This is a genomic window from Pseudomonas spirodelae, from assembly GCF_034653255.1.
Classification (GTDB): domain Bacteria; phylum Pseudomonadota; class Gammaproteobacteria; order Pseudomonadales; family Pseudomonadaceae; genus Aquipseudomonas; species Aquipseudomonas spirodelae.
Genome location: NZ_JAYEET010000012.1, coordinates 93,963 through 119,496, shown reverse-complemented (window position 1 = coordinate 119,496; position 25,534 = coordinate 93,963). Strand labels below are relative to the sequence as shown.

Sequence of the window (25,534 nt, the reverse complement as noted above, 5' to 3'; positions counted from 1 at the left end):
GTCGGCGATACAGCGTAAAAATGGCCTCGGAATGCTCATTTACAACTCGTAAACTCCGCTTCCTCGGCCATTTTTGCCTTGTCTCGCTCTAGCTCGCGAGATCCGAAACAGGTTCCATGTTCCAAGCGCATTGCAGGAGCGGTCTTGACAGCGATTGACTGGTAAGCTGCGCGCCTATCAGCAAGCCGCTCCTGCAACCAACGCCCAAGCGTACCGCCATGCCCCGAATTGAATTCTATGTACTCTCCACCGCGCTGCCGGGTGACCGCTTGCGCGCGGCCTGCCAGCTGGCCATGAAAGCCTGGCGGGCTGGTCTGCCGGTATTCTTACGCGGTAGAGATGCGGCGCAGTGCAGCGAGCTGGACGAACTGCTGTGGCGCTTCAAGGCAGAAAGCTTTGTGCCGCACAGCCTGCATCAGGACGATGCGCAAGCGCCGGTGGTGATTGGCCTGAATGAGCAGCCTGCAAGCGCCCAAGGCGTGCTGATCAATCTGGGGAACGACTTGTCACCGCAGGTTGACCACTTCAGCCGGGTGATTGAGATCGTCAACCAGGAACCCGACCTGCTGACCGCCTGCCGGGAGAATTTCCGCAGTTACCGGCAGCGCGGGTATGATCCCAAGCGAGTCGAACTCTAACCGGCCGCTGCAAAACTACCGGCGCCGCCTTTGCCTTGCCCGCCTCGCCTACGCTTCTCAACCGCCTGCTTAGTTGCACACCATGGACAACCCAAACACACCGAACAAACCCGCACACCTGCTGAACGACCTGGAGTCGATCCGCCAACTGCTGGGCGATGAAAACCTCGAACCACCCTTGCTGATGGACTCGATCGACCCGGACAGCATCCCCCTGCTCTCCGAAATCGTCACGCCAGCGCCCGACATAGCCAACCCAACCCCTAAGCCGAGCGCGCCACCAGCACCACAGACCCTGCGCGAGACCGTCAACCAGAGCATCAGCCGCGACAGCGAGTTGAATCGCCTGGACAGTGAACTGCGCGCCGCCGCCCAGCTGATTCTGCAAGACGTGATCGACGACTTTGTGCCGCAGATCGAGGCCGAGCTGAAACGCCGCCTGGAAGCCCGTCTGACGCGCCTACTGCCGCCACGCCGCCCATAAGCACAGGCGCATCACGCCCATCAGTCAGCCCCAGCGCGCTCACCCTTACGCCACACAGGCCATCCCCGCTATACTTGCCGGCTTTTCCGTCTAGCCGTCATAAGGGTCCCGCCGCGCATGGACAAGACCTACCAGCCGCACGCCATTGAAACCGCCCTGTACCAGAACTGGGAAGCGAACAACTATTTCGCCCCGCAAGGTACAGGCGCGCCGTACACCATCATGATCCCGCCGCCGAACGTCACCGGCAGCCTGCATATGGGCCACGGCTTCAACAACTCGATCATGGATGCGCTGATCCGTTTCCGCCGCATGCAGGGCCGCAATACGCTGTGGCAACCGGGCACAGACCACGCCGGCATCGCCACCCAGATGGTGGTTGAACGTCAGCTGGCCGCTGACGGCATTGGCCGCCACGACCTGGGCCGCGAAAAATTCCTGGAGAAAGTCTGGGAATGGAAAGAGCAGTCCGGCGGCACCATCACCCGGCAGATTCGCCGTTTGGGCAGTTCGGTGGACTGGTCGCGTGAGCGTTTTACCATGGACGACGGCCTGTCCGAGTCGGTTAAAGAAGCCTTTGTACGCCTGCACAAAGACGGCCTGATCTACCGCGGCAAGCGCTTGGTCAACTGGGACACCAAGTTCCACACCGCCATCTCCGACCTCGAAGTGGAAAACCACGACGAGAAAGGCAGCCTGTGGAACCTGCGTTACCCGCTGGCTGACGGCAACAAGACTGCTGATGGCAAGGATTACCTGATAGTCGCCACCACTCGTCCGGAAACCATGCTCGGCGACAGCGCCGTGGCGGTAAATCCGAATGACGAACGCTACCAGGCGCTGATCGGCACCTTCGTTGAGCTGCCTCTAGTAGGCCGGCGCATTCCGATCATCGCTGACGACTACTGCGACCCCGAATTTGGCACCGGCTGCGTGAAGATCACCCCAGCCCACGACTTCAACGACTATGAAGTCGGCAAACGCCACAACCTGCCGCTGCTGAACATCTTCGACAAAAATGCGGCGGTACTGGCGCAAGTCCAGGCGTTCAACATCGACGGCAGCGTCAACAGCGAGATCGACTGCAGCCTGCCGGCGCAATTCGCCGGCCTCGACCGCTTTGAAGCGCGTAAGCAGATTGTTGCCGCCTTCGAGGCCGCCGGCCTGCTTGAAGGCATCGAGCCACACGCGCTGAAAGTGCCGAAAGGCGACCGCTCCGGCACCATCATTGAGCCGTGGCTGACCGACCAGTGGTACGTGTCCACCAAGCCGCTGGCGGAAAAAGCCATCGCCGTGGTCGAGAGCGGTGAAATCCAGTTTGTACCCAAGCAGTACGAAAACATGTACTTCAGCTGGATGCGTGACATTCAGGACTGGTGCATCAGCCGTCAGCTCTGGTGGGGCCACCGTATTCCGGCCTGGTACGACGATGCCGGCAACGTCTATGTCGGCCGCGACGAGGCGGAAGTGCGCACTGAACACAACCTCGGCGACGCCAACCTGCGCCAGGATGAAGACGTCCTCGACACCTGGTTCAGTTCCGGTCTGTGGACCTTCTCCACCCTCGGCTGGCCTGAGCAGACCGATGCCTTGAAAACCTTCCATCCGACCGACGTGCTGGTCACCGGTTTCGACATCATCTTCTTCTGGGTTGCCCGAATGATCATGCTGTCCACCCACCTGACCGGGCAGATTCCGTTCAAGACCGTATACGTGCACGGTCTTGTGCGCGACGGCCAAGGCCAGAAGATGTCCAAGTCCAAGGGCAATGTGCTCGACCCGCTGGATATCGTCGATGGCATCACACTCGACGCCCTGCTGGAAAAACGCACCACCGGTTTGATGCAGCCTAAGCTCGCCGAGAAAATCGCCAAGCAGACCAAAGCAGAATTCCCAGACGGTATCGCCGCCTATGGCACCGACGCCCTGCGCTTCACCAACTTGGCGTTGGCCTCCACCGGCCGCGACATCAAGTTCGACATGGGCCGTGTTGAGGGTTACCGCAATTTCTGCAACAAGATCTGGAACGCCGCCAACTTCGTCATCGAGAACACCGATGGCCAGGACACTGGCGTTAACGGCGAGCCAGTCGAGCTGTCCTCGGTGGACCGCTGGATCATCTCCGCGCTACAGCGCACCGAAGCCGAAGTCACCCGTCAGCTCGATGCCTTCCGCTTCGACTTGGCCGCACAGGCCCTGTACGAGTTCATTTGGGACGAGTACTGCGCTTGGTACCTCGAGCTGGTTAAACCCGTGCTATGGGACGAGAACGCGCCGATCGAGCGCCAGCGCGGCACCCGCCGCACCCTGGTACGCGTACTGGAAGTGGCGCTGCGCCTGGCCCACCCGTTTATGCCGTTTATCACCGAAGAAATCTGGCAGCGGATCAAGCCGCAGGCAGGCGTCAGCGGCGACACCATCATGCTGCAGGCCTGGCCAGTGGCCAATGAAAGCCGCATCGACGCCGCTGCCGAAGGCGATATCGAGTGGGTCAAGCAGCTGATGCTCGGCCTGCGGCAGATCCGTGGCGAGATGAAAATCTCCATGGCCAAGCGCATCGACATCATCCTGCAGAACGCCAGCACCGAAGACCTGCGTCGCCTCAACGACAACGCGCCGCTGCTGAACAAGCTGGCCAAGCTGGAAACCGTGCGCGTGCTGGAAGCCGGCGAAGAAGCACCGATGTCCGCCACCGCCCTGGTGGGCGACATGCAGGTGTTGGTGCCAATGGCCGGGCTGATCGACAAGGACGCCGAACTGGCGCGCCTGGATAAAGAGATCAGCCGTCTGGATGGCGAGGTAAAGCGTGTCGGCGGCAAGCTGAGCAATGAAGGCTTCGTCGCCAAGGCCCCGGCCGAAGTGCTCGATAAAGAGCGCGCCAAGCTGGCTGAAGCCGAACAAGCTCTGAGCAAAATGGTTGAGCAGCGCGGCAAGATCGCCGCCCTCTAAGCCGCTGGCAACACCCCAGGCCCGCGCCCTCACCGGCGCGGGCCTTGTTTTTTCTAATGGGAAGGGAATTCCCCACAAGCATGGGTCATCGCGACCCCATGCTTGTCCATTTCCACTGATTTATCGGTACACCCATGACTGATGCACGCTCCCCTTCCCTGCTCGACGCACTCATGCCCATCGGCGTATTGGTGGTCTTACTGGGTCTTTCGGTTTACCTCTACGGCGACAGCTCCTCCAGCGGGCCCAACCAGATCGCCCTGATGAGTGCCGCTTTTGTCGCCGGCCTGATCGGCCTGAAAAACGGCCTGAAATGGGCTGACATTGAGGATGGCATCCTCGCGGGCATCCACATGGCGATGAAGGCCAACCTGATTCTCCTGGCGGTTGGCGCGCTGATTGGCACCTGGATTCTCGCTGGCACCGTGCCGACCATGATCTGGTTCGGCCTAAAGCTGATTTCAGCCGAATACTTCTACGTCACCAGTTGCCTGATCTGCGCCCTCACGGCGCTGTCCATCGGCAGTTCCTGGACCGTAGCCGGCACCTTGGGCATTGGCCTGATGGGCGTAGCGGCAGGGCTGGGCCTGGACCCGGCGATCACCGCCGGGGCAATCATTTCCGGGGCCTACTTTGGCGACAAGCTCTCGCCGATGTCGGACACCACCAACCTGGCGCCCGCCGCCGCGGGTGCCGACCTGTTCGCGCATATTCGCTACATGCTGCAGACCACCGTGCCAGTGCTGCTGATCGCCTTGGTGATCTTCTTTATCCTCGGCCAGCAAGTCAGCGGCAGCCATGACACCGCGCGTATTGCCGAGGTGCTGCAAGCCCTTGAGAGCCAGTTCAGCCTCGGCTGGCACCTGCTGCTGCCGGTGGCGTTTTTGCTGTTTCTGGCGGTGCGCCAGTGGGCGGCCTTTCCTGCAGTGTTTCTCGCAGCGCTGGTCGGCGCGGTGTTTGCGCTGATCTTTCAGGCGGATGTCATACAACGCCTGGCCGACCCCGCTGCCGGCGCGCTGGCGCCCCTGAAAACCGTGTGGACCGCACTGTTTGCCGGTTACGAGTCCAACAGCGGCAACGTGGCGCTGGATGGCCTGCTGTCCAAGGGCGGCATGGGCAGCATGCTCACCACTGTATGGCTGATCATCTGCGCCATGTGCTTTGGCGGCGTACTGGAAAAACTTGGCCTGCTGCAACGCCTGCTGCAAAGCACCCTGCACCTAGCGAAAAGCACCAGCAGCCTGATCGCCAGCACCATCGCCACCACCATTGGCAGCAACATCATCACCGCCGACCAATACATCGCCATTGTGCTGCCCGGGCGCATGTACCGTGAGGAGTACGCCAAGCGCGGCCTTGCCCCGGTGACCTTGTCGCGCGCCCTGGAAGACGGCGGCACCCTGACCTCGGTGCTGGTGCCGTGGAACACCTGCGGGGCTTACATGGCGGCCACCCTCGGTGTCGCGACCCTGAGCTACCTGCCGTATTGCTTCTTTAATTTGCTGATGCCGCTGCTGGCGATGTTCCTCGCGTTTATCTTCCCGCCGCAACCCGTTGCGCTCCCCGAGGCTGTGCGCGACTCCCTGCCGCAGGCTTAGTCGTAAAGCCCGCCCCAGTTGCGCCACACCGCGCAGCTGGGGCGCTGCAGCACTAACCAATCAGTCATAAATCGCCCAGGCAAGGCGCTGGCGAACGGGCTGCGTGATAAATAGCCTGCCAATTTCTGAGCAATTCAGGCATCTTCGTCGACGCTTCAAGAACCTCTGGCACCTCTGATTCGATAAAAAAGCCCTGCAAATGGAATTCTGACCATGTATGCGTTGATGGCATTGATCTTTGTCCTCGGTTACCTGTGCATCGCCCTCGAACACCCACTGAAAATCGACAAGGCCGCCTCGGCGATCCTCACCGCGGTGATCTGCTGGACGGTGTTGGTGCTCGGTGCCGACACCATTCTGCCGCTGATTGGCTCAGGCACCGCCGGCGCCAGCAGCAATGGCCACCACGTCACCGAGGAACTGCGCCACCATTTGGGCGAGATATCCGAGATTCTGTTCTTCCTGATGGGCGCGATGACCATCGTCGAGCTGATCGATGCCCACGAAGGGTTCAAGGTCATCACCGACCGTATCCGCACCAACAAGCGCGTCACCCTGTTGTGGACCGTGGCGCTGATCACCTTCTTCCTGTCTGCCGCACTGGATAACCTGACCACTACCATCGTCATGGTCTCGCTACTGCGCAAGCTGGTCTCGGACCAGAAAGAGCGCTGGTTCTACGCAGGTATCGTGGTGATCGCGGCCAACGCCGGCGGCGCCTGGTCGCCGATTGGCGACGTGACCACCACCATGCTGTGGATCGGTAATCAGGTCACCACCAGCGGCATCGTGGCCAACCTGTTTATCCCCAGCCTGGTATGCCTGCTGGTGCCGTTGTTGATTCTCAGCGTGACCATGAAGGGCGAGATCCAACGTGCCGAGGTAAAACCCTCCGCCGAAGAGCGTCGCGACCCGACCACCCCGTTCGAGCGCAATCTGGTATTCGTCCTCGGGATCGGCGCACTGGTGTTCGTCCCCGTGTTCAAGACCGTGACCCATCTGCCGCCTTATATGGGCATTCTGCTGGGTCTGGGCGTGCTCTGGGTGGTGACTGAAATCATCCATCGCGGCAAAAACGATGAAGACAAACACCCACTCTCGGTGGTCGGCGTGCTGCGGCGTATCGACACCACCAGCGTGTTGTTCTTCCTCGGCATCCTGCTGGCGGTCTCCAGCCTGGCCACTGCCGGCCACCTGACCCAGGTCGCGACCTTGCTGCGCGAAGGTTTGGGCGATGTCTACGCCATCAATATCGCCATCGGCCTGCTGTCATCGGTGGTGGATAACGTGCCATTAGTGGCCGGTGCGATGAAGATGTACCCCCTTGTGAGCCCGGAGGCGCTGGCCTTGGCCGGGGCGGATAGCACCTGGCTGAGCAACTTCCAGGTCAACGGCACCTTCTGGGAAATGCTCGCCTATTGCGCCGGCACCGGCGGCAGCTGCCTGATTATTGGTTCCGCAGCTGGCGTAGCGGCGATGGGCATGGAGAAGATCAACTTCATCTGGTATCTGAAGAGAATCAGCCTGCTGGCCTTTATCGGTTATATCGCCGGTGCAGCCACCTATATTGGTATTGCCACCCTCGGCTGATCACCTTCACCCGAACACGGCGCGCTCAACTGGCCGCGCGCCTGGGTCAAACGCAGGAGCACCGCACTGATGGATGTCAGCAAGACCAAAACCAGCTTTTACCGCCGCCTCTATGTGGCCTGGCTGATCGACAGCGGCACCGCCAGCAGCGTACCGGCGCTGATGGAGGCCACCGGCATGCCGCGACGCACCGCCCAGGACACCCTCACCGCCTTGGCGGAGCTGGACATCGACTGCCAGTTTGCCCAGCAAGAAGGCGAACGCAACAATGCCGGCCACTATGTGATACGTGACTGGGGGCCGATCAACCCGCAATGGGTCGCGCACAACCTGCACCAGATCAAGGCTGTGCTGGGTTATCCCTGAGACAATTGCGCGCCCTGCAGGGCTAAACACGCATGAGTAACGAACTGTTCTGGGTACTCGGTCTGTTGCTGACCGCCGTGACCCTCTTCATTCTCAACAAGCCGCGCATGGACGTGGTCGCCTTGCTGGTGATCATCGGCCTGCCGCTGACCGGGGTGCTCAGCATTGAGCAAACCCTGGCGGGGTTCAGCGACCCCAGCGTGGTTTTGATCGCCGCCCTGTTCGTCATCGGCGACGGATTGGTGCGTACCGGCATCGCCTACCGCCTGGGCGATTGGTTGGTGGCCCGGGCCGGCAACAGCGAAACGCGCCTGCTGATCCTACTCATGCTGACCGCTGCCGGGCTCGGTTCGGTAATGAGCTCCACTGGGGTGGTGGCAATTTTTATCCCGGTGGTGCTGGGCGTCTCTGCGCGCTTACGCATCGCCCCGGCCCGCTTGATGATGCCGCTGGCCTTCGCCGGCTTGATCAGCGGCATGCTGACTCTGGTCGCCACCCCGCCCAACCTGGTCATTCATGCCGAACTGCGCGGCGCGGGCCTGGAGGGTTTTGGCTTCTTCAGCTTCACCCCAATTGGTCTGGCAATCCTGGCGCTGGGCATCGCCTACATGCTGCTGACCCGTAACTGGCTGGCCGGCAGCCACAGCAACAGCTCCGGCCCCGAACGCCTGACCCTAAGCGACCTGGCGCACGCCTACCGGCTCAACGAACGCGAGCGACGCCTGAAAGTGCGCGTCGATTCGCCCCTGGCCAACCAGACCCTCAACGAACTGGAACTGCGCCAGCAGTACGGCATCAACGTGATCGCGGTTGAACGCCAGCGTAAATTTCGGACCTTGCTGCTGATGGCCACCGGCAACACCTTGCTGGAACCCGGCGACGTGCTGCTGGTGGACCTCGCCAGCCCGACCATAGGCCTGCTGGATGCGTACCACAGCCTGGGACTGGAGCCAATGAACCTAGCGCACTCCTATTTCAGCCTGCACGCCCATCAACTGGGCCTGGCCGAAATCGCCCTGCCGCCGGAATCGCAATTACCCGGCAAAAGCATCTTCGAGCTGGGCTTTCGCAGCAAATACAAACTCAACGTGGTCGGTTTACGCCGTCATGGTGAAGCGCTGCAAGGGGTGCTGGTGGACGAGAAGCTAAAACCTTCTGACACCCTGCTGGTGGCCGGCAACTGGCGCGACATTCACCGCCTACAGGGCCTGAGCCGCGACTTCTTGGTGCTGAGCCTGCCGGCCGAAGTGGATGAAGTGGCCCCGGCGGCGCGCAAGGCCCCCTACGCCCTGCTCAGCCTCGCGGTGATGGTGACGCTGATGCTCAGCGGTCTGCTGCCCAATGTCATGGCCGCACTGATTGGCTGCTTGCTGATGGGCGCATTTCGCTGCATCGACCTGGACAGCGCCTACCGCGCCATCCACTGGCCGACCCTGATTCTAATCGTCGGCATGCTGCCGTTCGCCCAGGCCTTGCAACAAACCGGCGGGGTTGACCTGGCCGTGCACGGTTTGGTCCAACTGCTGGGCGAGGCCGGCCCACGGGGGATTCTCGCCTGCCTGTTTGCCGTGACAGCGGTAATCGGCCTGTTTATCTCCAACACCGCCACCGCCGTGCTCATGGCTCCGGTGGCCATCGCCACCGCGCAGGCGCTGAACGCTTCGCCCTACCCCTTTGCCATGACCGTCGCGCTGGCGGCCTCGGCAGCCTTTATGACGCCTATCTCCTCGCCGGTAAACACGCTGGTGCTGGGGCCTGGGCAGTACCGCTTCGGCGACTTCGTGCGGGTGGGAGTGCCCTTCACCTTGCTGGTAATGCTGGTCACCGTGCTACTGGTGCCATGGATTTTCCCGCTCTAGACCGGCGCCACAACGGCAAACGTTGAGTTTTCCTGCAGCCGGCCCGCGGCTGTGGGAAAATCCCGCCCCCCACTCGCTCGACAGCCAGACCATGCTCCCGCCAGCCAAACGCCCCAGCAACAAAACCACTGCGCCACGTCCGCCTGCGCCCAAGCCAGATACCGCCAAGGGCCAGTTGCACCCGCGCAATCGTCACCAGGGCCGTTATGACTTCCCCGCGCTGATCAAGGCCAGCCCTGAACTGGCAGCCTTTGTGATCATCAACCCCTATGGCAATCAGAGCATCGACTTCGCCAATCCGGCGGCGGTCAAGGTGTTCAACCGGGCGTTGCTCAAACAGTTTTACGGCATCAACCATTGGGATATTCCGGCAGATTACCTGTGCCCACCGATCCCTGGCCGCGCCGATTACCTGCATTACCTGGCCGACCTACTGGCCGCCAGCAATGCTGGCGAGATACCGCGCGGGGCCAAAGTGCGCGCGCTGGACGTGGGTGTCGGCGCCAACTGCATCTACCCGCTACTGGGTAACCGCGAATACGCCTGGCAGTTTCTCGGCGCGGACATTGCCGCCGAGGCCATCGCCTCAGCCAAAGCCATCGTGCAGGCCAACCCAGGGCTGGCCGCAGCCATCGAGCTGCGCCAACAACGCGACAGCGCGCATATTTTTCAGGGCCTGCTGAACAACGATGAGCGCTTCGACCTGACGCTGTGCAACCCGCCCTTCCACGCCAGCGCCGAAGAGGCCAGCAGCGGCAGCAAACGTAAGTGGCGCAACCTCGGCAAGCTCGACCCCAAGCGCAAACTGCCGGTGCTGAACTTCGGTGGCCAGGCGGCGGAGTTGTGGTGCAAGGGTGGCGAAGCGGCGTTTGTCAGTCAGTTGATCAGGGAAAGTGCCGCCGTTGGCCAGCAGGTGCTGTGGTTTAGCAGCCTGATCTCCAAGGCCGGTAATCTGCAGGGCGTTTACAGCGCACTGAAACAGGCTGGCGCGCTACAAGTACAGACCGTGGAAATGGCCCAGGGCCAGAAGCAGAGCCGCTTTGTCGCCTGGACCTTCCAGACGCCTGAGCAGCAACAGGCATGGCGTAAAGAACGCTGGTCGTAGGGAGAGGGACATGGACGTCCCTCGTGATACCCGTGGCGCTGAATGCCGCAGTGATGGGTTACGCCGCCTCGCTATAGGTGCATGAGCGCGGATATACGTGGCGGCTAACCCATCCTACGTTTGCTTCAAGGCATTATTTGACCAGTTCAAACAACGCGACGTTGCCGCTCTTCTCCAGTCCAGTCACCAGGAAATGTCGGCCATTGTGCTCAACATGCGCTAGCCCCTCAGGCGCCAGGTTGCCGGACCCTGTGCCATCGCCTGCACCAATCACTTGCAGCACCTGCGGTTGATTCGGCTGATCGAGATCAATCAGCGCCAGCGAGTCCGCGCGCTCCAGGGTTGCCACCGCCAGACGCTTGCCGAAGGCATCGAAACTCACCACGCCTTCCGGCTCACTGCCCTTGTTGGGGCTGCGCGCATCCGGGTAAACGCCGGCAGCGGCAGCCTTGTCGTCAAGCTGGCTGCCTGTATCGCCGAGTAATGTGCCGCTCATGGCATCAAACACGCTAACCGTACGGCCACCACCGCTGGGCAAGCCGGCCTTGGTTTTACCGATTTTCGGGTCGCTGTCGCCTTCATCAGCCGTAATCAGGTAACGGCCATCGGCGCTTACGGCCACGGCATCCGGCTCGCGCAGGGCGAACAGTTCGGCACTCGGGTCGTACTTGCCGTCATCCACAATATCCGCCGCATGACGCACCGTGCCCAGGCCAAACACCTTGGCCAGCTTGCCCTGCATGACATCAATCACGGCAACCGCATTGTTTTCCTGCAGGCTGATGTAGGCACGCGCCCCGTCCGGGCTAAAGGCCACGTATTCCGGCTCGATATGCTCAGGGCGGGTGCCGAAGGGAATTTTCAGCTCTTCACCGTCGATCTCCCGCTCCAGCAAACGCTTGTGCTCGGTTTGGGTCGCACCCTCGACACCGGCCAGATCCGGCAGATTGATAAGGCTGTGTTTGGCTGCCGCCACGCCACCGCGCAGATCGATCAGGCTGATCGAGCCTTCACCACTGCGAAAACCTGCACCGTCACGTACATAGCCCTCACCTTCGTTGGCCACCACGATGAAATCACCCTTGGGCGAAAATGCCACGCTGTCCGGCCAAATGCCGATTTCCAGGCTATTCAGCAGTTTGCCATCGGCCGCGCTGCGAAACTCTAACCGACCGTTTTTCAGGCTATCGCGGTCGCGGATGCACACGGCAAAGAGGTCTTCGCTGGGGTGGAAGGCCACCGAGGTGATTTCCCCCGCTGCCTCGGCCGCCAGGTTATAGCGCGCCAGGCGGTCGAGGCCCTTGGCCGGGTCCAGTTGCAGAATATCCACCAGGCCTTCGGCGCTATTGGAGACCGCCACGCGCAGGCTGGACGCCTGCATGCTGACAATTTCAGTACCTTCAGCAAAACCGCTTTGGTAATGCCCCAGGGGTTTCAGCTCCAGGGCCGACGCCAATGGGGCCAGGGCAAATAGCGCACACAAGGTTGGGATACGCAGCACGGTAACTATCCTTGAGCAAAGACAGGGGGATTGAACAAATCCGCAGCAGTCTTAACCCACGCGATGACGGTTTAATGACGCATTAATGGCGTTTCATCCACAGCACGGCGATGGTATTACTGTACTGAGAGCACACACGCACCTGCATTATCGGTTGCAGTAAGGGACATCAATGAAGTGGAAAAACTTGTTCGTCGCCGCGTGCTTATTCTTGGGCCTACCCACACAAGCCAGCGAACAGCCAGCGTTGAACATCAGCGTCGGGGACTGGCCGCCCTACCTGTCCAGCGACTTAAAACACAACGGAGTTATCGCTCACCTGATCAGTGACCTGTTCGCCGCTGAGGGCTACCGCGTAAACTTCCAGTTCCTGCCTTGGCCGCGCGCCTACTCCTCGGCTGCAGGCGGCCGCTTTGATGCTACAGCCGTGTGGATGCACAAGCATGAGCGCGAGGCTGATTTTCTCTTCAGCGCACCGTTACTGGATGAGCAGTTTGTGTTCTTTCACCTGAAAAGCCTGCCCTTTGACTGGCGTCGCTTTGACGACTTGACCGGCATGACCCTCGGTGGCGGCCTGGAATACAGCTACGGCGCGGATTTCGATCGTTTCCTCGCCACCGGCAAGGTCAAAATCGAGCGCGTGTCCAGCGACACGCAGAACTTTGAAAAGCTGCTCAAGGAGCGCGTAGTGCTCTATCCGCAGGAGATGAACGTGGGTTATGCCTCACTGCGCAGCCACTTCAGCCCGGCGGAGCAGGCGCGTATTACGCATCACCGCAAACCGCTGCTGATTAACCGCAGTTACCTGATGCTGCCGAAAAGCCTGGAAAGCAGCCCGGCCTTGCTAGAGCGCTTTAATAAACGCCTGCAGCTATGGCGCGAAAACGGGCGCTACCAGCGCTACTTCGATGACCTTCAACAAGGCAAGTACCAGCTGGAGCCGCCCGCCGTGGCCGCCCCCACAAGCGAGTGATCGCCCGGGGCCTTTCACACGTGGCTAGAGTGTTTTAGAGAATTACATGCAGCACATGCCCGCCCACCCTAAGCAACCCTGTAACAGCCTGTACGAGTGCGACCGGTAACCATGGCCAGGAATCAAACAATGACGTTTCGACAGCGGCTGGTTAGCCTTTTTATCAGCTGCCTATTGCTGCCCGGATTATCCGTCGCCGCCGAACCGGGGCTAAGCCCAGACGAGGTGCGCGTCGGCATGGTCAATGCGCAAAGTGGCCCCGCCGCTGCGCTGGGCCAGAGCATGCGCAACGGTGTGCAGGCCTACTTCCAGCGCATAAACGCCGCAGGTGGTGTTCACGGCCGACGTATCAGCCTGCTCAGCCTTGATGATGGCTATGAGCCCAGCCGCACGGCGGTGCATACCCAGAGCTTACTCAAGACGCGGCAAGTGTTTGCGCTGCTCGGCTATGTCGGCACACCGACCTCACGCACAGCCGTGCCGATCGCCCAGCGGGCGCAGGTGCCTTACCTATTCCCATTCAGTGGGGCTGAATTTCTGCGCACACCGGTAAAACCCGGAGTGTTCAATATTCGGGCGTCCTATATCGAGGAGACCGAGCAGCTGGTCGAGCGGATCACCGCGGACCTCAAGCTGAGCAAGATTGCCATCCTGATGCAGGACGACTCGTTCGGTGAATCCGTCAAAAGCGGCCTTAACGGTGCCCTGCTCAAGCGCGACCTGAAGATTTATGCGCAGGCGCGCATTCAGCGCAACTCGCTGGAGGTGACGGAGGCCATCAAGGCGCTGCAGCGCACTCAGCCAGAAGCGGTGTTCTTTGTAGGTACTTACAAGCAACTGGCGGCCGCGATCAAACAGGCGAAAGCGCTGAACTTCAAGACGCGCTTTATCAGCGTGTCGTTTATCGGTTCTGAGCGGCTTATCGCCGTGGCGGGGCGTGATGCGGATGGGGTGTACATCTCCCAAGTTGTGCCTTCACCTAACGACACCTCACACGCACTGGTGCAGGCTTATAAGGCGGACATGCAAGGCACTGACGTTGATCACGCCTCGCTTGAGGGTTACATCGGCGCGCGGGTGTTTATTGAGGCGCTGCGCAAGGCCGGCGCAGCGCCGACACGCGAGGCCTTTATCGACGCGTTGGAGCATCTTGATATGGACCTCGGTGGCTTCACGGTGGCGTTTTCACGTAACCGCCATCAGGGTTCAGATGCGGTCTATCTGACTCGCATCGAGCAGGGTAAAGCCGTCACCGTGACAACAATGCGCTAGCGTTCGGCCAGTGATCCCTGCAGCAGATCCGCCACCGGCAGCGCCACGCCGAGGCGGCTGAGATTCCAGTAATGCCCTTCCAGCGTACGATTGACCAGCAAAGTGGCCGGTGACGGTTGCAAGCTGCCGAGCGCGCCCAGCACATCCGGCAACAAGCGCTGCACCTGCTCATGCAGCGGTATGGCGGCAAAATCCCAGTGCACGCCAGGCTGCAGCAACGGCCCCAGCAAGCAATGCAGCTGGCGGTAAAATCCATAAGGAATGGTCGATTTTGGCTGGCGTGTGCCGAGCGCCTGAAAAGCCTGCTCCAGCTGCTCGCCATCGCGCGCCTGCAAGGCCTTGTAGGCTTGCACATAGGCCGCCAGCAACGGCGCTGATAACGCCTGCACACAGCCGAAGTCATACACCACTAATTCACCGGCCGCGGTGTAGGCAAAGTTGCCCGGATGCGGGTCGGCATGCAGCAGCCCCAAGTCAAATGCTTGAGCGCTCAGCCAGCGCACCAGGGTCAGGGCCAGGCGCTCGCGTACTTCGGCACTGGCCTGGCCGACCTCGGCAAACGACAACCCCGTTTCCTCGCTGAGCGCCAGCACCCCGGGACGACAGAGGTCCTCATAGGGTTGCGGCAAGCGCAGGCCCGGCCAATCGGCAAAATGCGCGCGGAAGTGTTGCAAGCGACGCATCTCCGCCGGGTAATCCAACTCGGCCGCAATGACCGCCGCCAGCTCTTGATGCAGACCTTCCAGCTGCGCGGCAGGGGCGCGAAACAAACGCCCCAGCGGCAGCAAGCGGCGCAACTGACGCAGATCCGCGTGGCAGATCTCGGCGATGCCCGGGTATTGCACTTTGAGCACCAGCGCTCGGCCGTCCGCCGCCACGGCGCGATGCACCTGGCCCAGCGAAGCCGCGGCGAAGGGTTGCTCATCGATCTGCTGAAAGAACTGCCCAAGGTCCGCGCCATACACCTGCTGCAAATGCTCGCGCAGGGCGCTAAAGGGCAAAGCCGGCACACGGTTCTGCAGTGAACTCAGGGCACGCGCCACCGGCTCGGGCAGCACACCCTGCCACTGCGACGCCATTTGTCCCAGCTTGAGCACCGGGCCTTTCATCTCACCCAACACATCCGTCAGCAACTCAGCCACCGGCTGCCAGTCAATGCCACTGCGCCCAGGAATCAGCTTTTGCCCCAGCACACGGCTGCCGATGCGCGTGGCAGTGCTTGCCAAGGTCAGGAAACGCCCGAGCGCAGAGGACGAAGGGGGAGCAACGGGAGGCTTGGCCATGGGCGACTACTCAGCAGAACGAAGCACGATCATGCACCGCTGCCTGGCAGGTACCAAGCATTAAGGTGCTCGATGGGTAAGCCCGCACGGCGCACGCACACACCTTGGCTAGCGTGGCAAACGCCCCCGCGGGATCGCTCAATTGCCCCGTGGGTCAACCGCAAAACGCTTGTCCAGGCCGCTGTAGCCCATCCCCACACCCTTGTGCACTTTCAACTGCACCGGAATGCGCTCCTTAAGCGCCTCGACGTGGCTGATCACGCCAATCATCTTGCCGCTGGCGTTGAGGTTGTCCAACGCATCCAGCGCCACCTCCAGGGTTTCGCCGTCGAGGGTACCGAAGCCTTCATCGAGGAACAGCGAGTCGATGCTGGTCTTGTGGCTGACCAGATCGGACAGCGCCAAGGCCAACGCCAGGCTGACCAGAAAACTCTCGCCGCCGGACAAAGTCTTGGTGTCACGCGCCGCATCGGCTTGCCACGTATCGAGCACTTCCAACTCCAGCTCGCCACTGCTGCGCCGCGCCAACTGATAACGGCCATGCAGGCGCTCCAGTTGCTGGTTGGCCAGGTAGACCAGATGATCCAGGGTCAGGCCCTGGGCGAACTTGCGGTATTTGGCGCCATCGGCCGAGCCAATCAGGCTATTGAGTTGCTGCCACAGGTCGTACTCGCCCTGCTTGAGGCTGATCGACGCGAACAGGCTTTGCTGGCCTAGCCTGCGCGCATCGTCACCCTGCAGCTGGGCGCGGATTTCGCCCTGGCGTTCGCTCAGGGCTTTTAGCTGGGCGTTAAGGGTGAGTAGTTGTTCATCCAGTTGCGCAAGACCAAGCGAGGTGGCCGGACTGACTTGCAGGGCCGCCAGCTGATGTGCGGCTGCACTGGCCAGCGCCAGGGCATCGCTCAGGGCTTTATCCAGGCGCTGACGCAATTGTTGCAAGGCGACGCGCTGCGCCTCATCCAGCAAGGCGGCCAGATAACCCGCCTCATCATTAAACGGGCTTGCGCTTAACGCAGCAGCCCACTGCTGTTCAGCCTGCTGCAGGCGCAGCTGTTCCTCCTGATGCCTGCTGGCCAGGGCCTGCCGGCTACCGGCCAGCTGCTGCTGCCGGCGCTGCACGTTCTCCAACTGAACCTGCGCCTGCTGCAAGGCTGCCTGCACATCAGCGGGTTTGGCCAAGGCCGGTTGATCGGCCAGTTCCAACGCGGCCCAACGCTGCTGCCAGAGTTGAGCCAGTTGCATAGCGACCTGCAGGTCATGATCCAGCTCACCTAGCTCGCGCTGTAGATCCAAGCTTTGCTGCTGATTGTGTTGCCAGCGCTGCCATTCGGCCTGACGCTCGGCTAGCCAGGCACGGGCGTCATCCGGCAACTGATAGCCAAAGCTGGCCAGGGCCTGACTCAGACTTTCACTGCGCTCATGGGCAAGGTCTAGCAACTGCTGCAAACGCAACTGGCCCTGCGCGCACTGCTCCTGACGTTGCTGCAATTGCAAGCGGTTAAGCGCCTGCTGCTGCTCCAGCTCAGTGCACTGCTGTTGCAGACCCAGCCGCGCCTGCTGACGTTGCTCAAGACTGCTACCCAACTGTTGCAACTGCTCAAGTTGCTGCTGCAGTTGCTGCAACTCGATGCTCTGTTGCGCCTGCTGCTCAGCCAGGGCAACGGCATCAGCCAACGGATTTTCCAGTTGCGCGCTAAGCGTCTGCCAGCGCTCACTTTGCTCGACCTGGGTCTGCTGGCCACGCTCAAACTGCTGTTGCTGTTGTTCCAGGCGCGCGGCAAGTTTTTCCAGCTCGCCAACCAATTGCCGGCCTTGTTCAGTCAGGGCCTCCAGCTCGCTACGCTTGCGGGTGAGCAGCGCCTTGGTCGCCGAAACATCCAGGGCCTGATAGGCGTTGATCGCCGGATGCGCCTCGGAGCCGCACAGTGGGCAGGCCTCGCCTGGCTGCAGCTGGGCGCGATGGGCTTCTAGGGCCTGGATGCGTTGCTCCTGCTCCAGCAGTTTTTCCTGGGTCTGCACCTGTTGCTGCAGGTCCTTGTAGCTCAGGCGCAACTGCGCCACCTCGGCGCCCTTGGCCTGATGCTGCTCGCGCAGCAGCGTCAGGGCGCTGGCCAGTAGCGTTTGTTCGGCCGTCAGGCGCTGCTGGGCCACGGCCACGTCAGCCAGCTGAGTCAGCAAACCGCCCTGGATATGCAGCTGCTGCCAGCGCTCACGCAAGGCCGCCTCACTGCGCCCGGCCAGCAATGCAGTGTGTTGCTGCTGAGCGGCATCTTCCTGCTCGCGCGCCTGCTGCAGGTGTTTCAGTTCGGCGCCAAGCTGTTCATTCTGCTGGCTGAGCTGCGCCTGCAGGCCGGCGATGTTGTCTTGCAGTTGCTGCTGACTGAGTTGCAGCTGGGCGATTTCTCCAGCCAGTTGCTGGCGTACCTTCAATTGTTCGCCCCAACTGCCCAGCTGCTCGCCTAGACGGCCATGCTGCGGCTGCGCGGCCAGTTGTTGCTGCAACTGCTGCAGACGCTCGGCCAACTGCTGACGTTGCGCTTGGCAATCGGCCAGTAGCAGAGCGCTAAGTTCGCGGGCCTGCCACGTCTGCTCGGCGATAGCCTGTTCAACCTGGCGCTGGTCAGCGGCATTTTGCTGCAGGCCCTGCTCGGTCTGCGTCAGGCTCTGGCGGGCCTGTTGCCAGTCATGGTGCAACGGCTGCAAACGTAGCGCCGGCTCGCTGGCGGCCAATTGCGCCAGCTGCGGCTGGGCCAGTTGCAACTCATCCTGCGCGGCCTGCTCGGCCTTCTGGTTGGCATGCAACTGGGCCTGGGTCTTGCTCAGGTCCTCACACCAGCGGCGCTGGCGCTGCAGTTCGGTTTGCGCTGTGCCCAGGCTGGCTTCTTCAACAGCCAATTGCGCAACCTGCGCCTGCAACTGCGTGCGCTGTTCTTCACTTAGCAGCTCGACGCCGGAGGCCTTGGCGCGCAATTGATCAAGCGCAGCCTTGACCTCACGGGTCTGCTCGAACACCCGCTGGGAAATCTGCCCGTAGATGTCGGTGCCGGTCAGCTCTTCCAGCAGCTCGGCGCGTTGATTGGCGTTGGCTTCGAGAAAGGCAGCAAAGCCGCCCTGAGCCAGCAGCATGGATTTGGTAAAGCGCTCGAAATCGAGGCCCGTGAGGCGCTCGGTTTCGCGCAGCTTCTCGTTGATCTTGTCGGTGAGAATCTGCCCATCTGCAGCGGCCAGCTCAACCTTGGGCGCTTGCAACGCGCCGTCGGCTTTGTCGCGGGCGCGGCGCTGGCTCCAGAAGGCGCGGTAACCGACGCCTTTGACCTCGAATTCGACCTCGGCCAGACAATCGGCGGTGTGCCGGCTCATCAGCTCGTTGGCGCTGGCCGATACCGTGCTCATGCGCGGGGTGCGGTGATACAGAGCCAGGCAGATGGCATCCAGCAGCGTGGTCTTGCCCGCGCCGGTCGGCCCAGTGATGGCAAACAGGCCGTTGTCTTTGAACGGCTCGGCGGTGAAGTCGATCTTCCACTCGCCCTTGAGAGAATTGAGATTCTTTAGACGCAGGCTAAGGATCTTCATACCTCGCCCTCGCGCAGCTCACTGACCACGTGTTGATAGAGCCCCAGCAGCTTGGCTTGCTCAGTTTCGTCGAGGGTTTCGCTGCTTAGCCGTTGGGCGAATACATCCTCCACACTCAGCTCATCCAGGGTTTCCTTAGCCTTGCCTTGCAGGCTGGCGCTGGCATTACCGCGCTCGCGACGGATGCGTAGCACTTCGACCGGCAGCCCCTCACACAACGCGACAATCCGCAGCTGCAAGTCACTCAGGTAGTCGTCGGTGCCCACTAGAACTTCCAGCCAAACTGGCTGCTCGGCACTGCCCTGTTTGGCTGCTTCCTGAATGGCGCTTTCAAGTTCTTTAAGCGAGCCACGCAAGGACAGCAGCGGCTGAAAACGCGGCACCGGCAGCGCGGTGATCTGGCGCAGGCCGCTGCTATCCAGTTCGACCAGCAGCACCTCCTTCTGCTGCTTGGCTTCATCGAAGCTCAGGGCAATCGGCGAGCCGCAGTAGCGGATATGTTCCAGGCCGCCGACCTTCTGCGGGCGGTGAATATGCCCCAACGCGATATAGGCCGCCGGCGGGAAGGCGCTGGTGGGAAAGGCCTCCAAGCTGCCGACATAAATCTCGCGTACCGAATCGCTGGCGCTGGCGCCGACCGTGGTCAGGTGGCCGCTGGCAATAATCGGCAGGTTGCCGCCCAACTCGGCGCGTTTGCTTTCGGCCAAGGCATACAGGTCTTGATAGTGCTGCTGGATCGCCTGCTGCAAGGACTGCTGTTTATCCTGGGCGCTCTGCCCGGCCTGGCTGAGCAACACATCGCGAGGACGAATAAACGGAATGCCGCAAAGAATCGCCCCCGGCGCACCATCACGCCGATGCAGCACCAGCAGTTGCTCTTCAATCGGCTCACAAACACCGGGAATCACCCGCGTGCCCAGCTGCGCCAACAGGGTTTTACTCTCACCGAGCATGGCCACCGAATCATGGTTACCGCCCAACACCACCAGCTCGCAACCGCTGGCGCGCAGCTCGACGATAAAGCGGTTGTACTGTTCGCGGGCGTAACTGGGCGGCGCACCGGTGTCGAAGATATCGCCGGCAATTAGTACGGCATCCACCGCCTGCTCGCGCACCTGCTCAATCAGCCAGACGCAGAAGGCCTGATGCTCAGCTTGGCGGGTTTTGCCCATAAAGTGCTGGCCGAGGTGCCAGTCGGAGGTGTGCAGGATGCGCATGTTTAGAACACCCAATCCTTAACCATCATGTGGGTCTTCACTTTCTGCATACCGGGGAAGTTTTCGATCTCGCCGCGCACCTCACTGAAGCGCAGCATCGACGGCGCTTCGATGTAAACCAACATGTCGGTCTCGCCACTGATACCACTGCAACGGCGCACTTCCGGAAACACGCGCATCAACTCGACATAGTGCTCACAACGGCCACCGTTGTAGAACAGTTCCAGATAGACCTTGATTGCCGCCTCACCCGGCACCGCCACGTGAGCGTGGTAACCGCTGATGACGCCACTGTGCTCCAACTGACGTATCCGCTCACTGACCGCTGAACGCGACAGGTTGACCTCGCGGGCGATCTGGCTAACGGGTAAGCGCGCGTCGGCGCGCAACAGGGCGAGTATCTGCTGATCGAACTTGTCCACGGGGTGCTCTCAAAAGCAATTTGCTGGAGAATGCCGCCGATTCGTCGGGCAAAGCCGACGTTTCGCCAGCTGCCTGAATCAGGCGGGCGATTTAACATGGCGAACGAAACCGTAGAGCATACAACATGAGTCGTCTGAATCAGGAATTGGGCCTGCTACAAGGGATTAGTCTGCTGAGCACCTCGCTGCTTGGCACCGGGATTTTCGTGATTCCTGCCCTGGCGGCCACGGCCGCCGGTGAGGCGTCGTTGTGGGCCTGGATGATCCTCATCGCCCTGGTGTTGCCAGTGGCCTTTACCTTTGCCCAACTGGGCCGCCGCTTTCCCCATGCCGGCGGCGCGCCGCACCTGATTGGACGCGCCTTTGGCCCGCGCATGGAACGTCTCAGCGCCTGGCTGTTTCTCGCCGTGCTGCCGGTGGGTTTACCGGCTGCGCTCAACATCGCCAGCGGTTTCTGGCAGGCGCTGTTTGACCTCAACAGCAACCAGGCCCTGATCATTCAACTGGCCACCCTGGCGGCCATGCTCTGGCTTGGCCAGCGACCGGCGAAAGCCTCCGGGCTGATTCAAGGCGCGATTGCCGTGGCCATTATCAGCACCATCGCATTGATCTGGTGGGTCGGCGACCTGCCTGTCAGCAGCCAGCCCTTGCTCCCACCCATCGGCGGCTCCTGGCACCTGCTGCCCGCAGCACTGGGGGTGATGTTCTGGTGTTTTGTCGGCATCGAGGCGTTCACCCACATGGGCGAAGAATTCAAGAACCCCGAACGCGACTTCCCTCTGGCGTTGCTGTTTGGCGTGCTACTCGCAGGCTTGGTGTACTGGGCTTGCTCGGTGGCCGTATTGAGCTTCCATGCCTACGGCGATGTGACCAGCGATGCCGCCTCGCTGCCGCGCCTGCTCGATGTGCTGCTGGGCGAGAAAGCCCGTTGGCTGGCCGCCACGGTCGGCTACCTGGCCTGCTTTGCCTCGATGAATGTGTATATGCAGGGCTTTGCCCGGTTGATCTGGAGCCTGGCTGACGAAGGCAAGCTGCCGGCCAGCCTGGCCCAGCGCAACCATCACGGCGTGCCAGCCCGCGCCCTGCTACTGGTGATCCTGAGCTGCGCCCTGTGCGCCATCCTGGCGAACGTGCTTGAGCTGACGGTGGATGACCTGATCCGCTACGCCAACGGTAACTTTGTGCTGGTCTACCTGCTCAGCATGGCCGCCGGCACCCTGTTGCTGCGCGGTATCTGGCGCTGGCTGGCAGCATTCAGCGCACTCCTGTGCGGGCTGGTGCTGCTGATGCTCGGCGTGGATGCAGGCTATGCCCTGGCTTTGCTGGCGGTGCTCGGCCTGCTGGACCATTGGAACGAGCAGCGCAGCATCCGACTGGCAACCGGGCCACACTGAACCTGGCGCTAACCCTTAACTGGGTCAGTCATTCCAGCTACCCTCAATCCCAGCTAGGTAATGACAAGGACCGACCATGCGCCGCATTCTACGTGATCTGAAAATCCTCATCCTCACCAACCTCTGGCTGGTCCCCGTACTGGCCGGGTTGGTGGGTGCGCTGTTTTATTTTGCGGCACCGCCGCCGCCCATGCATGCGCGCCTAGCCACCGGGGCCGAGGGCGGTGGCTACCACGCGTTTGGCGAGCGCCTGCAAAGCGAGCTGGCGCTGCAGGGCTTCAGCCTGGAGCTGGTGCCCAGTGCAGGCTCGCAAGACAACCTGAGCAAACTCGCCGCTGGCGAAGTGGAACTGGCCCTGGTGCAGAGCGGCCAAGAGCTGACCCTGGACGAGGAGCAGCGCGCCAAGATTTCAGGTTTGGGCGTGATGTACCGCGAGCCGCTATGGCTGTTCGTTGGCGACAAGGTCAAGTTCGAGCGTTTGGCCGACCTGATGAAACTGCGCCTGGCGATTGGTTCAGCAGGCAGCGGCACGCAAGCGGTGACCGCCGCACTGCTAAGTGCCAACCGCATAGAGGCCGAGCACTATCCGCCGCAATGGCAAGAACTGGGCGGCAGTCGCGCCGCCGACGCCCTGATCGACGGCCAGCTGGATGCGGCCTTCTTCGTTGGGCCGGCGGAAAACGCACTGATCCAGCGCTTGGCCGCAGAAGAAAAAATCCGTCTGGTTGGCCTGCACCGTATCGACGCCTACCTCGCGCGTCTGCCATACCTGAGCCGCCTGGAGGTCGGTGAAGGCATGCTCGACCTGGCGCACAACACACCGAACCAGGACATTGTCACCCTAGGCCCGGTCGCCACACTGGCGGCCGGCGAAGACTTTCACCCCTCAATCACCCCACTGATCCTCGAAGCCGCCAAGACCGTACTGAAAAACGGCAGCCTGCTCGACCCGGCCGGCAGCTATCCGGCTCGGCCGCCGCTGTCGCTGCCGATTCTCGATCAGGCTGAGTATTACTACGCCAAGGGTCTGCCAATCCTGCAGCGCTACCTGCCGTTCCGCATTGCCTCGCTGGCCGACCGTTACATCATCCTCGCCATTCCGCTGGTGATCTTGCTATTCCCGCTGTTCAAGGCCATCGGCCCGATCTACCAATGGCGTATCCGTGCGCGCATTTACCGCTGGTACAAGCACCTGCGCGAAATCGACCAACAGCTGTACAAGGGCAATCTGGACAGCGACATCGGCGCCGAGATTGAACGCTTAGAAAAGCTTGAGGACGAGCTGGCGCGCGTGGAGGTGCCGCTGTCCTACTCCAATGAGCTGTATGAGCTGCACATGCACCTGCGCTATATGATCGAACGCCTGACCGCTTACCAGCGGCGCACGACTGCCGAAGCGAAGGTCGGTTAATATGCGCGCTTTCCGTTTACGCACCACGAGGCCGCTATGCCGATCCGCCACTGCATCGTCCACCTGATCGACAAGAAGCCTGATGGCACCCCCGCCGTATTGCACGCCCGGGACACTGAATTGGCGGCCTCGCAGGCCATCGAGAATATGCTCGCGGACCTTAACGAGAGCTATAACGCCAAACAGGGCAAGGCCTGGGGCTTTTTCCATGAGGAGTCTGGGGCCTACCCGTTCAGCGGCTGGCTCAAGCATTACCTGGACGAAGGTCAGGACTTTGCCGCGTTCAGCCGCCAGGCCGTGGAGCAGCTGCAAAAGCTGATGGAAGAGTCCAACCTGTCCACCGGCGGCCATGTGCTGTTCGCCCATTACCAGCAAGGCATGACCGACTACCTGGCCATTGCCTTGCTGCATCACAGCGATGGCGTGGCCGTCACCGACACGCTGGACGTGACCACCGCCAAACACCTGGACCTCAGCCAGCTGCACCTGGCGGCGCGGATCAATATTTCCGAGTGGCGTAACAACGCCAACTCCAAGCAGTACATCTCGTTTATCAAAGGTAAGAATGGCAAAAAGGTCTCGGAATACTTCCGCGACTTTATCGGTTGCCAGGAAGGTGTCGACGGCCCCGGCGAAACCCGCACCCTGCTGAAAGCCTTTAGCGACTTCGTCGAAAGCGAAGACCTGCCCGAAGAGCAAGCCCGCGAGAAAACCAAGACCCTGGTCAGCTACGCCAGCAGCCAAGCCAAGATGGGCGAGCCCATGACCCTGACTGAGCTCTCAGGGCTGATCGACGAAGAACACCCCAAGGCCTTTTACGACCATATCCGCAACAAGGATTACGGCCTGTCGCCGGAAATCCCGGCCGATAAGCGCACGATCAGCCAGTTCCAGCGCTTTACCGGGCGCGCCGAAGGCCTGTCGATCAGTTTCGAGGCGCACCTGCTCGGCTCAAAGGTCGAGTACGACGAAAGCAGCGATACCCTGGTGATCCGCAACCTGCCAACGCAGCTGACCGATCAACTCAAACGCCGTAAAAACTAGCCATGGCACGCCTGCCTGACCACCTGTTGGATAGCTGTCGGTGTGACCCCGCAGCCCCCTTTGGCCAGGACCCGGCGCGTACATTCGGCCTGGACAAACACACGGCGCACCAAGCCATGGCGGAGCTGCGCCCCTGGCTCAACCAACAGCAGCGCATGCTCTGGGCCAACCGCCGTAATGCCCTGCTGCTGATCTTGCAGGGCACTGACTGCTCCGGCAAAGACGGCGTGATCCGCCGGGTGGTCAGCAGCTTCGATCCTCAGGGCCTGCGCATTCACAGCTTTCAAAAGCCCGATGCCTGCGAGCAGCGCCATGATTTTCTCTGGCGCTACCAGCGCCGCTTGCCAGAACCGGGCCTGCTCGGCGTGTTCAACCGCAGCTATTACGAAGGGCTGATCAGCGACCCGCTGGACGGCCTGTGCAGCGCAGCCGAACTGCCGGCGCGCCAGCAGGCGATTGCGGACTTCGAAGCGCAATTGCTCAGCCAGTCGATTCAGCCACTCAAGTGCTTCTTGCAGATTTCCAAAGACGAACAAAAGCAACGCTTGCAGGAGCGCTTGGAGCAACCCCATAAGCGCTGGAAGCTACACAGCAGCGATTTGCAGTCCTACCGCAAATTCGACCTGCGCCAGCAGCGCTGGGCCGAGCAACTGAGCGCCAGCCATACCGACGCAGCGCCTTGGTATGTCATCCCCGCCGATCACCGCTGGTTGCGTGACTGGCTGGTGGCCAGCCTGCTGGCCCGCGCGCTGGAACAGTTACAGCTGGACTGGCCGGACACACCAGCGCCATTCAGCCTGGCAGATTTGGCGCGCAGTTAATCAGCGCGCGCAACCGGCGCACGCACCACAACGC

General features: G+C 61.5%; 19 protein-coding genes. 14 read left to right on the top strand and 5 right to left on the bottom strand.

All coding sequences use genetic code 11. From position 1 onward, the window contains the following. Positions 1–218: 218 nt before the first annotated feature. The 8 genes from SOP97_RS04820 (at position 219) to rlmF (ending at position 10,589) form a co-directional block, all read left to right on the top strand. Positions 219–638 carry a DNA polymerase III subunit chi gene (locus SOP97_RS04820; RefSeq protein ID WP_322948415.1) on the top strand — a complete coding sequence of 140 codons (420 nt, stop codon included), beginning with the start codon at positions 219–221 and terminating at the stop codon, positions 636–638. Positions 639–720: 82 nt separating this feature from the next. Further along, entirely contained in the window at positions 721–1,122 is a 402-nt protein-coding gene (locus SOP97_RS04815; protein WP_274088117.1) for a DNA polymerase III subunit chi, read from the top strand. Positions 1,123–1,239: 117 nt separating this feature from the next. Then, positions 1,240–4,071: a valine--tRNA ligase gene (locus SOP97_RS04810; protein WP_322948414.1), complete on the top strand. Its 2,832-nt coding sequence runs from the start codon at positions 1,240–1,242 to the stop codon at positions 4,069–4,071. A gap of 134 nt (positions 4,072–4,205) precedes the next feature. Further along, positions 4,206–5,669 carry a Na+/H+ antiporter NhaC gene (gene nhaC, locus SOP97_RS04805; protein WP_322948413.1) on the top strand — a complete coding sequence of 488 codons (1,464 nt, stop codon included), beginning with the start codon at positions 4,206–4,208 and terminating at the stop codon, positions 5,667–5,669. 213 nt (positions 5,670–5,882) lie between these two features. Further along, complete coding sequence (gene nhaD, locus SOP97_RS04800; RefSeq protein ID WP_322948412.1) at positions 5,883–7,259, top strand: sodium:proton antiporter NhaD; 1,377 nt, start codon at positions 5,883–5,885, stop codon at positions 7,257–7,259. A 69-nt stretch (positions 7,260–7,328) separates the two neighbouring features. Beyond that, positions 7,329–7,625, top strand: coding sequence for a winged helix-turn-helix domain-containing protein (locus tag SOP97_RS04795; RefSeq protein ID WP_322948411.1), 297 nt, complete (start codon positions 7,329–7,331; stop codon positions 7,623–7,625). Positions 7,626–7,657: 32 nt separating this feature from the next. Further along, positions 7,658–9,484 carry an SLC13 family permease gene (locus SOP97_RS04790; RefSeq protein ID WP_322948410.1) on the top strand — a complete coding sequence of 609 codons (1,827 nt, stop codon included), beginning with the start codon at positions 7,658–7,660 and terminating at the stop codon, positions 9,482–9,484. Positions 9,485–9,575: 91 nt separating this feature from the next. Further along, entirely contained in the window at positions 9,576–10,589 is a 1,014-nt protein-coding gene (gene rlmF / locus SOP97_RS04785; RefSeq protein WP_322948409.1) for a 23S rRNA (adenine(1618)-N(6))-methyltransferase RlmF, read from the top strand. 133 nt (positions 10,590–10,722) lie between these two features. Here rlmF and SOP97_RS04780 read toward each other — a convergent pair whose 3' ends face one another. Continuing rightward, positions 10,723–12,090: a choice-of-anchor I domain-containing protein gene (locus tag SOP97_RS04780; protein WP_322948408.1), complete on the bottom strand. Its 1,368-nt coding sequence runs from the start codon at positions 12,088–12,090 to the stop codon at positions 10,723–10,725. A 172-nt stretch (positions 12,091–12,262) separates the two neighbouring features. Between SOP97_RS04780 and SOP97_RS04775 the strand changes: the two genes are divergently transcribed. Next, positions 12,263–13,063, top strand: a complete 801-nt coding sequence (locus SOP97_RS04775) for a substrate-binding periplasmic protein (protein WP_322948407.1) — start codon at positions 12,263–12,265, stop codon at positions 13,061–13,063. A 129-nt stretch (positions 13,064–13,192) separates the two neighbouring features. Further along, positions 13,193–14,335, top strand: a complete 1,143-nt coding sequence (locus SOP97_RS04770) for an ABC transporter substrate-binding protein (RefSeq protein ID WP_322948406.1) — start codon at positions 13,193–13,195, stop codon at positions 14,333–14,335. On the opposite strand, the gene SOP97_RS04765 is transcribed toward SOP97_RS04770, so the two are convergent. The 4 genes from SOP97_RS04765 to SOP97_RS04750 form a co-directional block, all read right to left on the bottom strand. Continuing rightward, positions 14,332–15,618, bottom strand: coding sequence for an ABC1 kinase family protein (locus tag SOP97_RS04765; protein ID WP_322948405.1), 1,287 nt, complete (start codon positions 15,616–15,618; stop codon positions 14,332–14,334). The two genes, SOP97_RS04770 and SOP97_RS04765, sit on opposite strands and share 4 nt — an antisense overlap. 138 nt (positions 15,619–15,756) lie before the next feature. Further along, a complete protein-coding gene (locus SOP97_RS04760) occupies positions 15,757–19,191 on the bottom strand; it encodes an AAA family ATPase (RefSeq protein WP_322948404.1) in 3,435 nt (1,144 codons plus the stop codon). After that, on the bottom strand, positions 19,188–20,408 hold the full coding sequence (gene sbcD, locus SOP97_RS04755) for an exonuclease subunit SbcD (protein WP_322948403.1): 1,221 nt from the start codon (positions 20,406–20,408) through the stop codon (positions 19,188–19,190). Before sbcD ends, SOP97_RS04760 begins: the two co-directional genes overlap by 4 nt. Positions 20,409–20,410: 2 nt before the next feature. After that, positions 20,411–20,830: an Lrp/AsnC family transcriptional regulator gene (locus SOP97_RS04750; protein WP_322948402.1), complete on the bottom strand. Its 420-nt coding sequence runs from the start codon at positions 20,828–20,830 to the stop codon at positions 20,411–20,413. Between the two features lie 125 nt (positions 20,831–20,955). Between SOP97_RS04750 and yjeH the strand changes: the two genes are divergently transcribed. The 4 genes from yjeH (at position 20,956) to SOP97_RS04730 (ending at position 25,500) form a co-directional block, all read left to right on the top strand. Next, positions 20,956–22,224 carry an L-methionine/branched-chain amino acid transporter gene (gene yjeH, locus SOP97_RS04745; RefSeq protein WP_322948401.1) on the top strand — a complete coding sequence of 423 codons (1,269 nt, stop codon included), beginning with the start codon at positions 20,956–20,958 and terminating at the stop codon, positions 22,222–22,224. Between the two features lie 76 nt (positions 22,225–22,300). After that, positions 22,301–23,635 (top strand): TAXI family TRAP transporter solute-binding subunit, encoded by a 1,335-nt coding sequence (locus tag SOP97_RS04740; RefSeq protein ID WP_322948400.1) that lies wholly within the window; start codon positions 22,301–22,303, stop codon positions 23,633–23,635. 36 nt (positions 23,636–23,671) lie between these two features. Further along, the gene (gene yejK, locus SOP97_RS04735; RefSeq protein ID WP_322948399.1) at positions 23,672–24,679 is read left to right on the top strand and encodes a nucleoid-associated protein YejK; all 1,008 of its coding nucleotides are present in this window, start codon (positions 23,672–23,674) and stop codon (positions 24,677–24,679) included. A 2-nt stretch (positions 24,680–24,681) separates the two neighbouring features. After that, a complete protein-coding gene (locus tag SOP97_RS04730) occupies positions 24,682–25,500 on the top strand; it encodes a polyphosphate kinase 2 family protein (protein ID WP_322948398.1) in 819 nt (272 codons plus the stop codon). Positions 25,501–25,534 lie beyond the last annotated feature (34 nt).

Excerpts from the sequence above, each read along its gene's own strand:
- SOP97_RS04790 (WP_322948410.1), top strand. The coding sequence starts at position 7,658 with ATGAGTAACGAACTGTTCTGGGTACTCGGTCTGTTGCTGACCGCCGTG.
- SOP97_RS04740 (WP_322948400.1), top strand. The coding sequence starts at position 22,301 with ATGCGCCGCATTCTACGTGATCTGAAAATCCTCATCCTCACCAACCTC.
- SOP97_RS04810 (WP_322948414.1), top strand. The coding sequence starts at position 1,240 with ATGGACAAGACCTACCAGCCGCACGCCATTGAAACCGCCCTGTACCAG.
- SOP97_RS04765 (WP_322948405.1), bottom strand. The coding sequence starts at position 15,618 with ATGGCCAAGCCTCCCGTTGCTCCCCCTTCGTCCTCTGCGCTCGGGCGT.
- SOP97_RS04820 (WP_322948415.1), top strand. The coding sequence starts at position 219 with ATGCCCCGAATTGAATTCTATGTACTCTCCACCGCGCTGCCGGGTGAC.
- SOP97_RS04795 (WP_322948411.1), top strand. The coding sequence starts at position 7,329 with ATGGATGTCAGCAAGACCAAAACCAGCTTTTACCGCCGCCTCTATGTG.
- yjeH (WP_322948401.1), top strand. The coding sequence starts at position 20,956 with ATGAGTCGTCTGAATCAGGAATTGGGCCTGCTACAAGGGATTAGTCTG.
- rlmF (WP_322948409.1), top strand. The coding sequence starts at position 9,576 with ATGCTCCCGCCAGCCAAACGCCCCAGCAACAAAACCACTGCGCCACGT.
- SOP97_RS04730 (WP_322948398.1), top strand. The coding sequence starts at position 24,682 with ATGGCACGCCTGCCTGACCACCTGTTGGATAGCTGTCGGTGTGACCCC.
- yejK (WP_322948399.1), top strand. The coding sequence starts at position 23,672 with ATGCCGATCCGCCACTGCATCGTCCACCTGATCGACAAGAAGCCTGAT.
- SOP97_RS04760 (WP_322948404.1), bottom strand. The coding sequence starts at position 19,191 with ATGAAGATCCTTAGCCTGCGTCTAAAGAATCTCAATTCTCTCAAGGGC.
- nhaD (WP_322948412.1), top strand. The coding sequence starts at position 5,883 with ATGTATGCGTTGATGGCATTGATCTTTGTCCTCGGTTACCTGTGCATC.
- SOP97_RS04770 (WP_322948406.1), top strand. The coding sequence starts at position 13,193 with ATGACGTTTCGACAGCGGCTGGTTAGCCTTTTTATCAGCTGCCTATTG.
- sbcD (WP_322948403.1), bottom strand. The coding sequence starts at position 20,408 with ATGCGCATCCTGCACACCTCCGACTGGCACCTCGGCCAGCACTTTATG.
- SOP97_RS04775 (WP_322948407.1), top strand. The coding sequence starts at position 12,263 with ATGAAGTGGAAAAACTTGTTCGTCGCCGCGTGCTTATTCTTGGGCCTA.
- SOP97_RS04815 (WP_274088117.1), top strand. The coding sequence starts at position 721 with ATGGACAACCCAAACACACCGAACAAACCCGCACACCTGCTGAACGAC.
- nhaC (WP_322948413.1), top strand. The coding sequence starts at position 4,206 with ATGACTGATGCACGCTCCCCTTCCCTGCTCGACGCACTCATGCCCATC.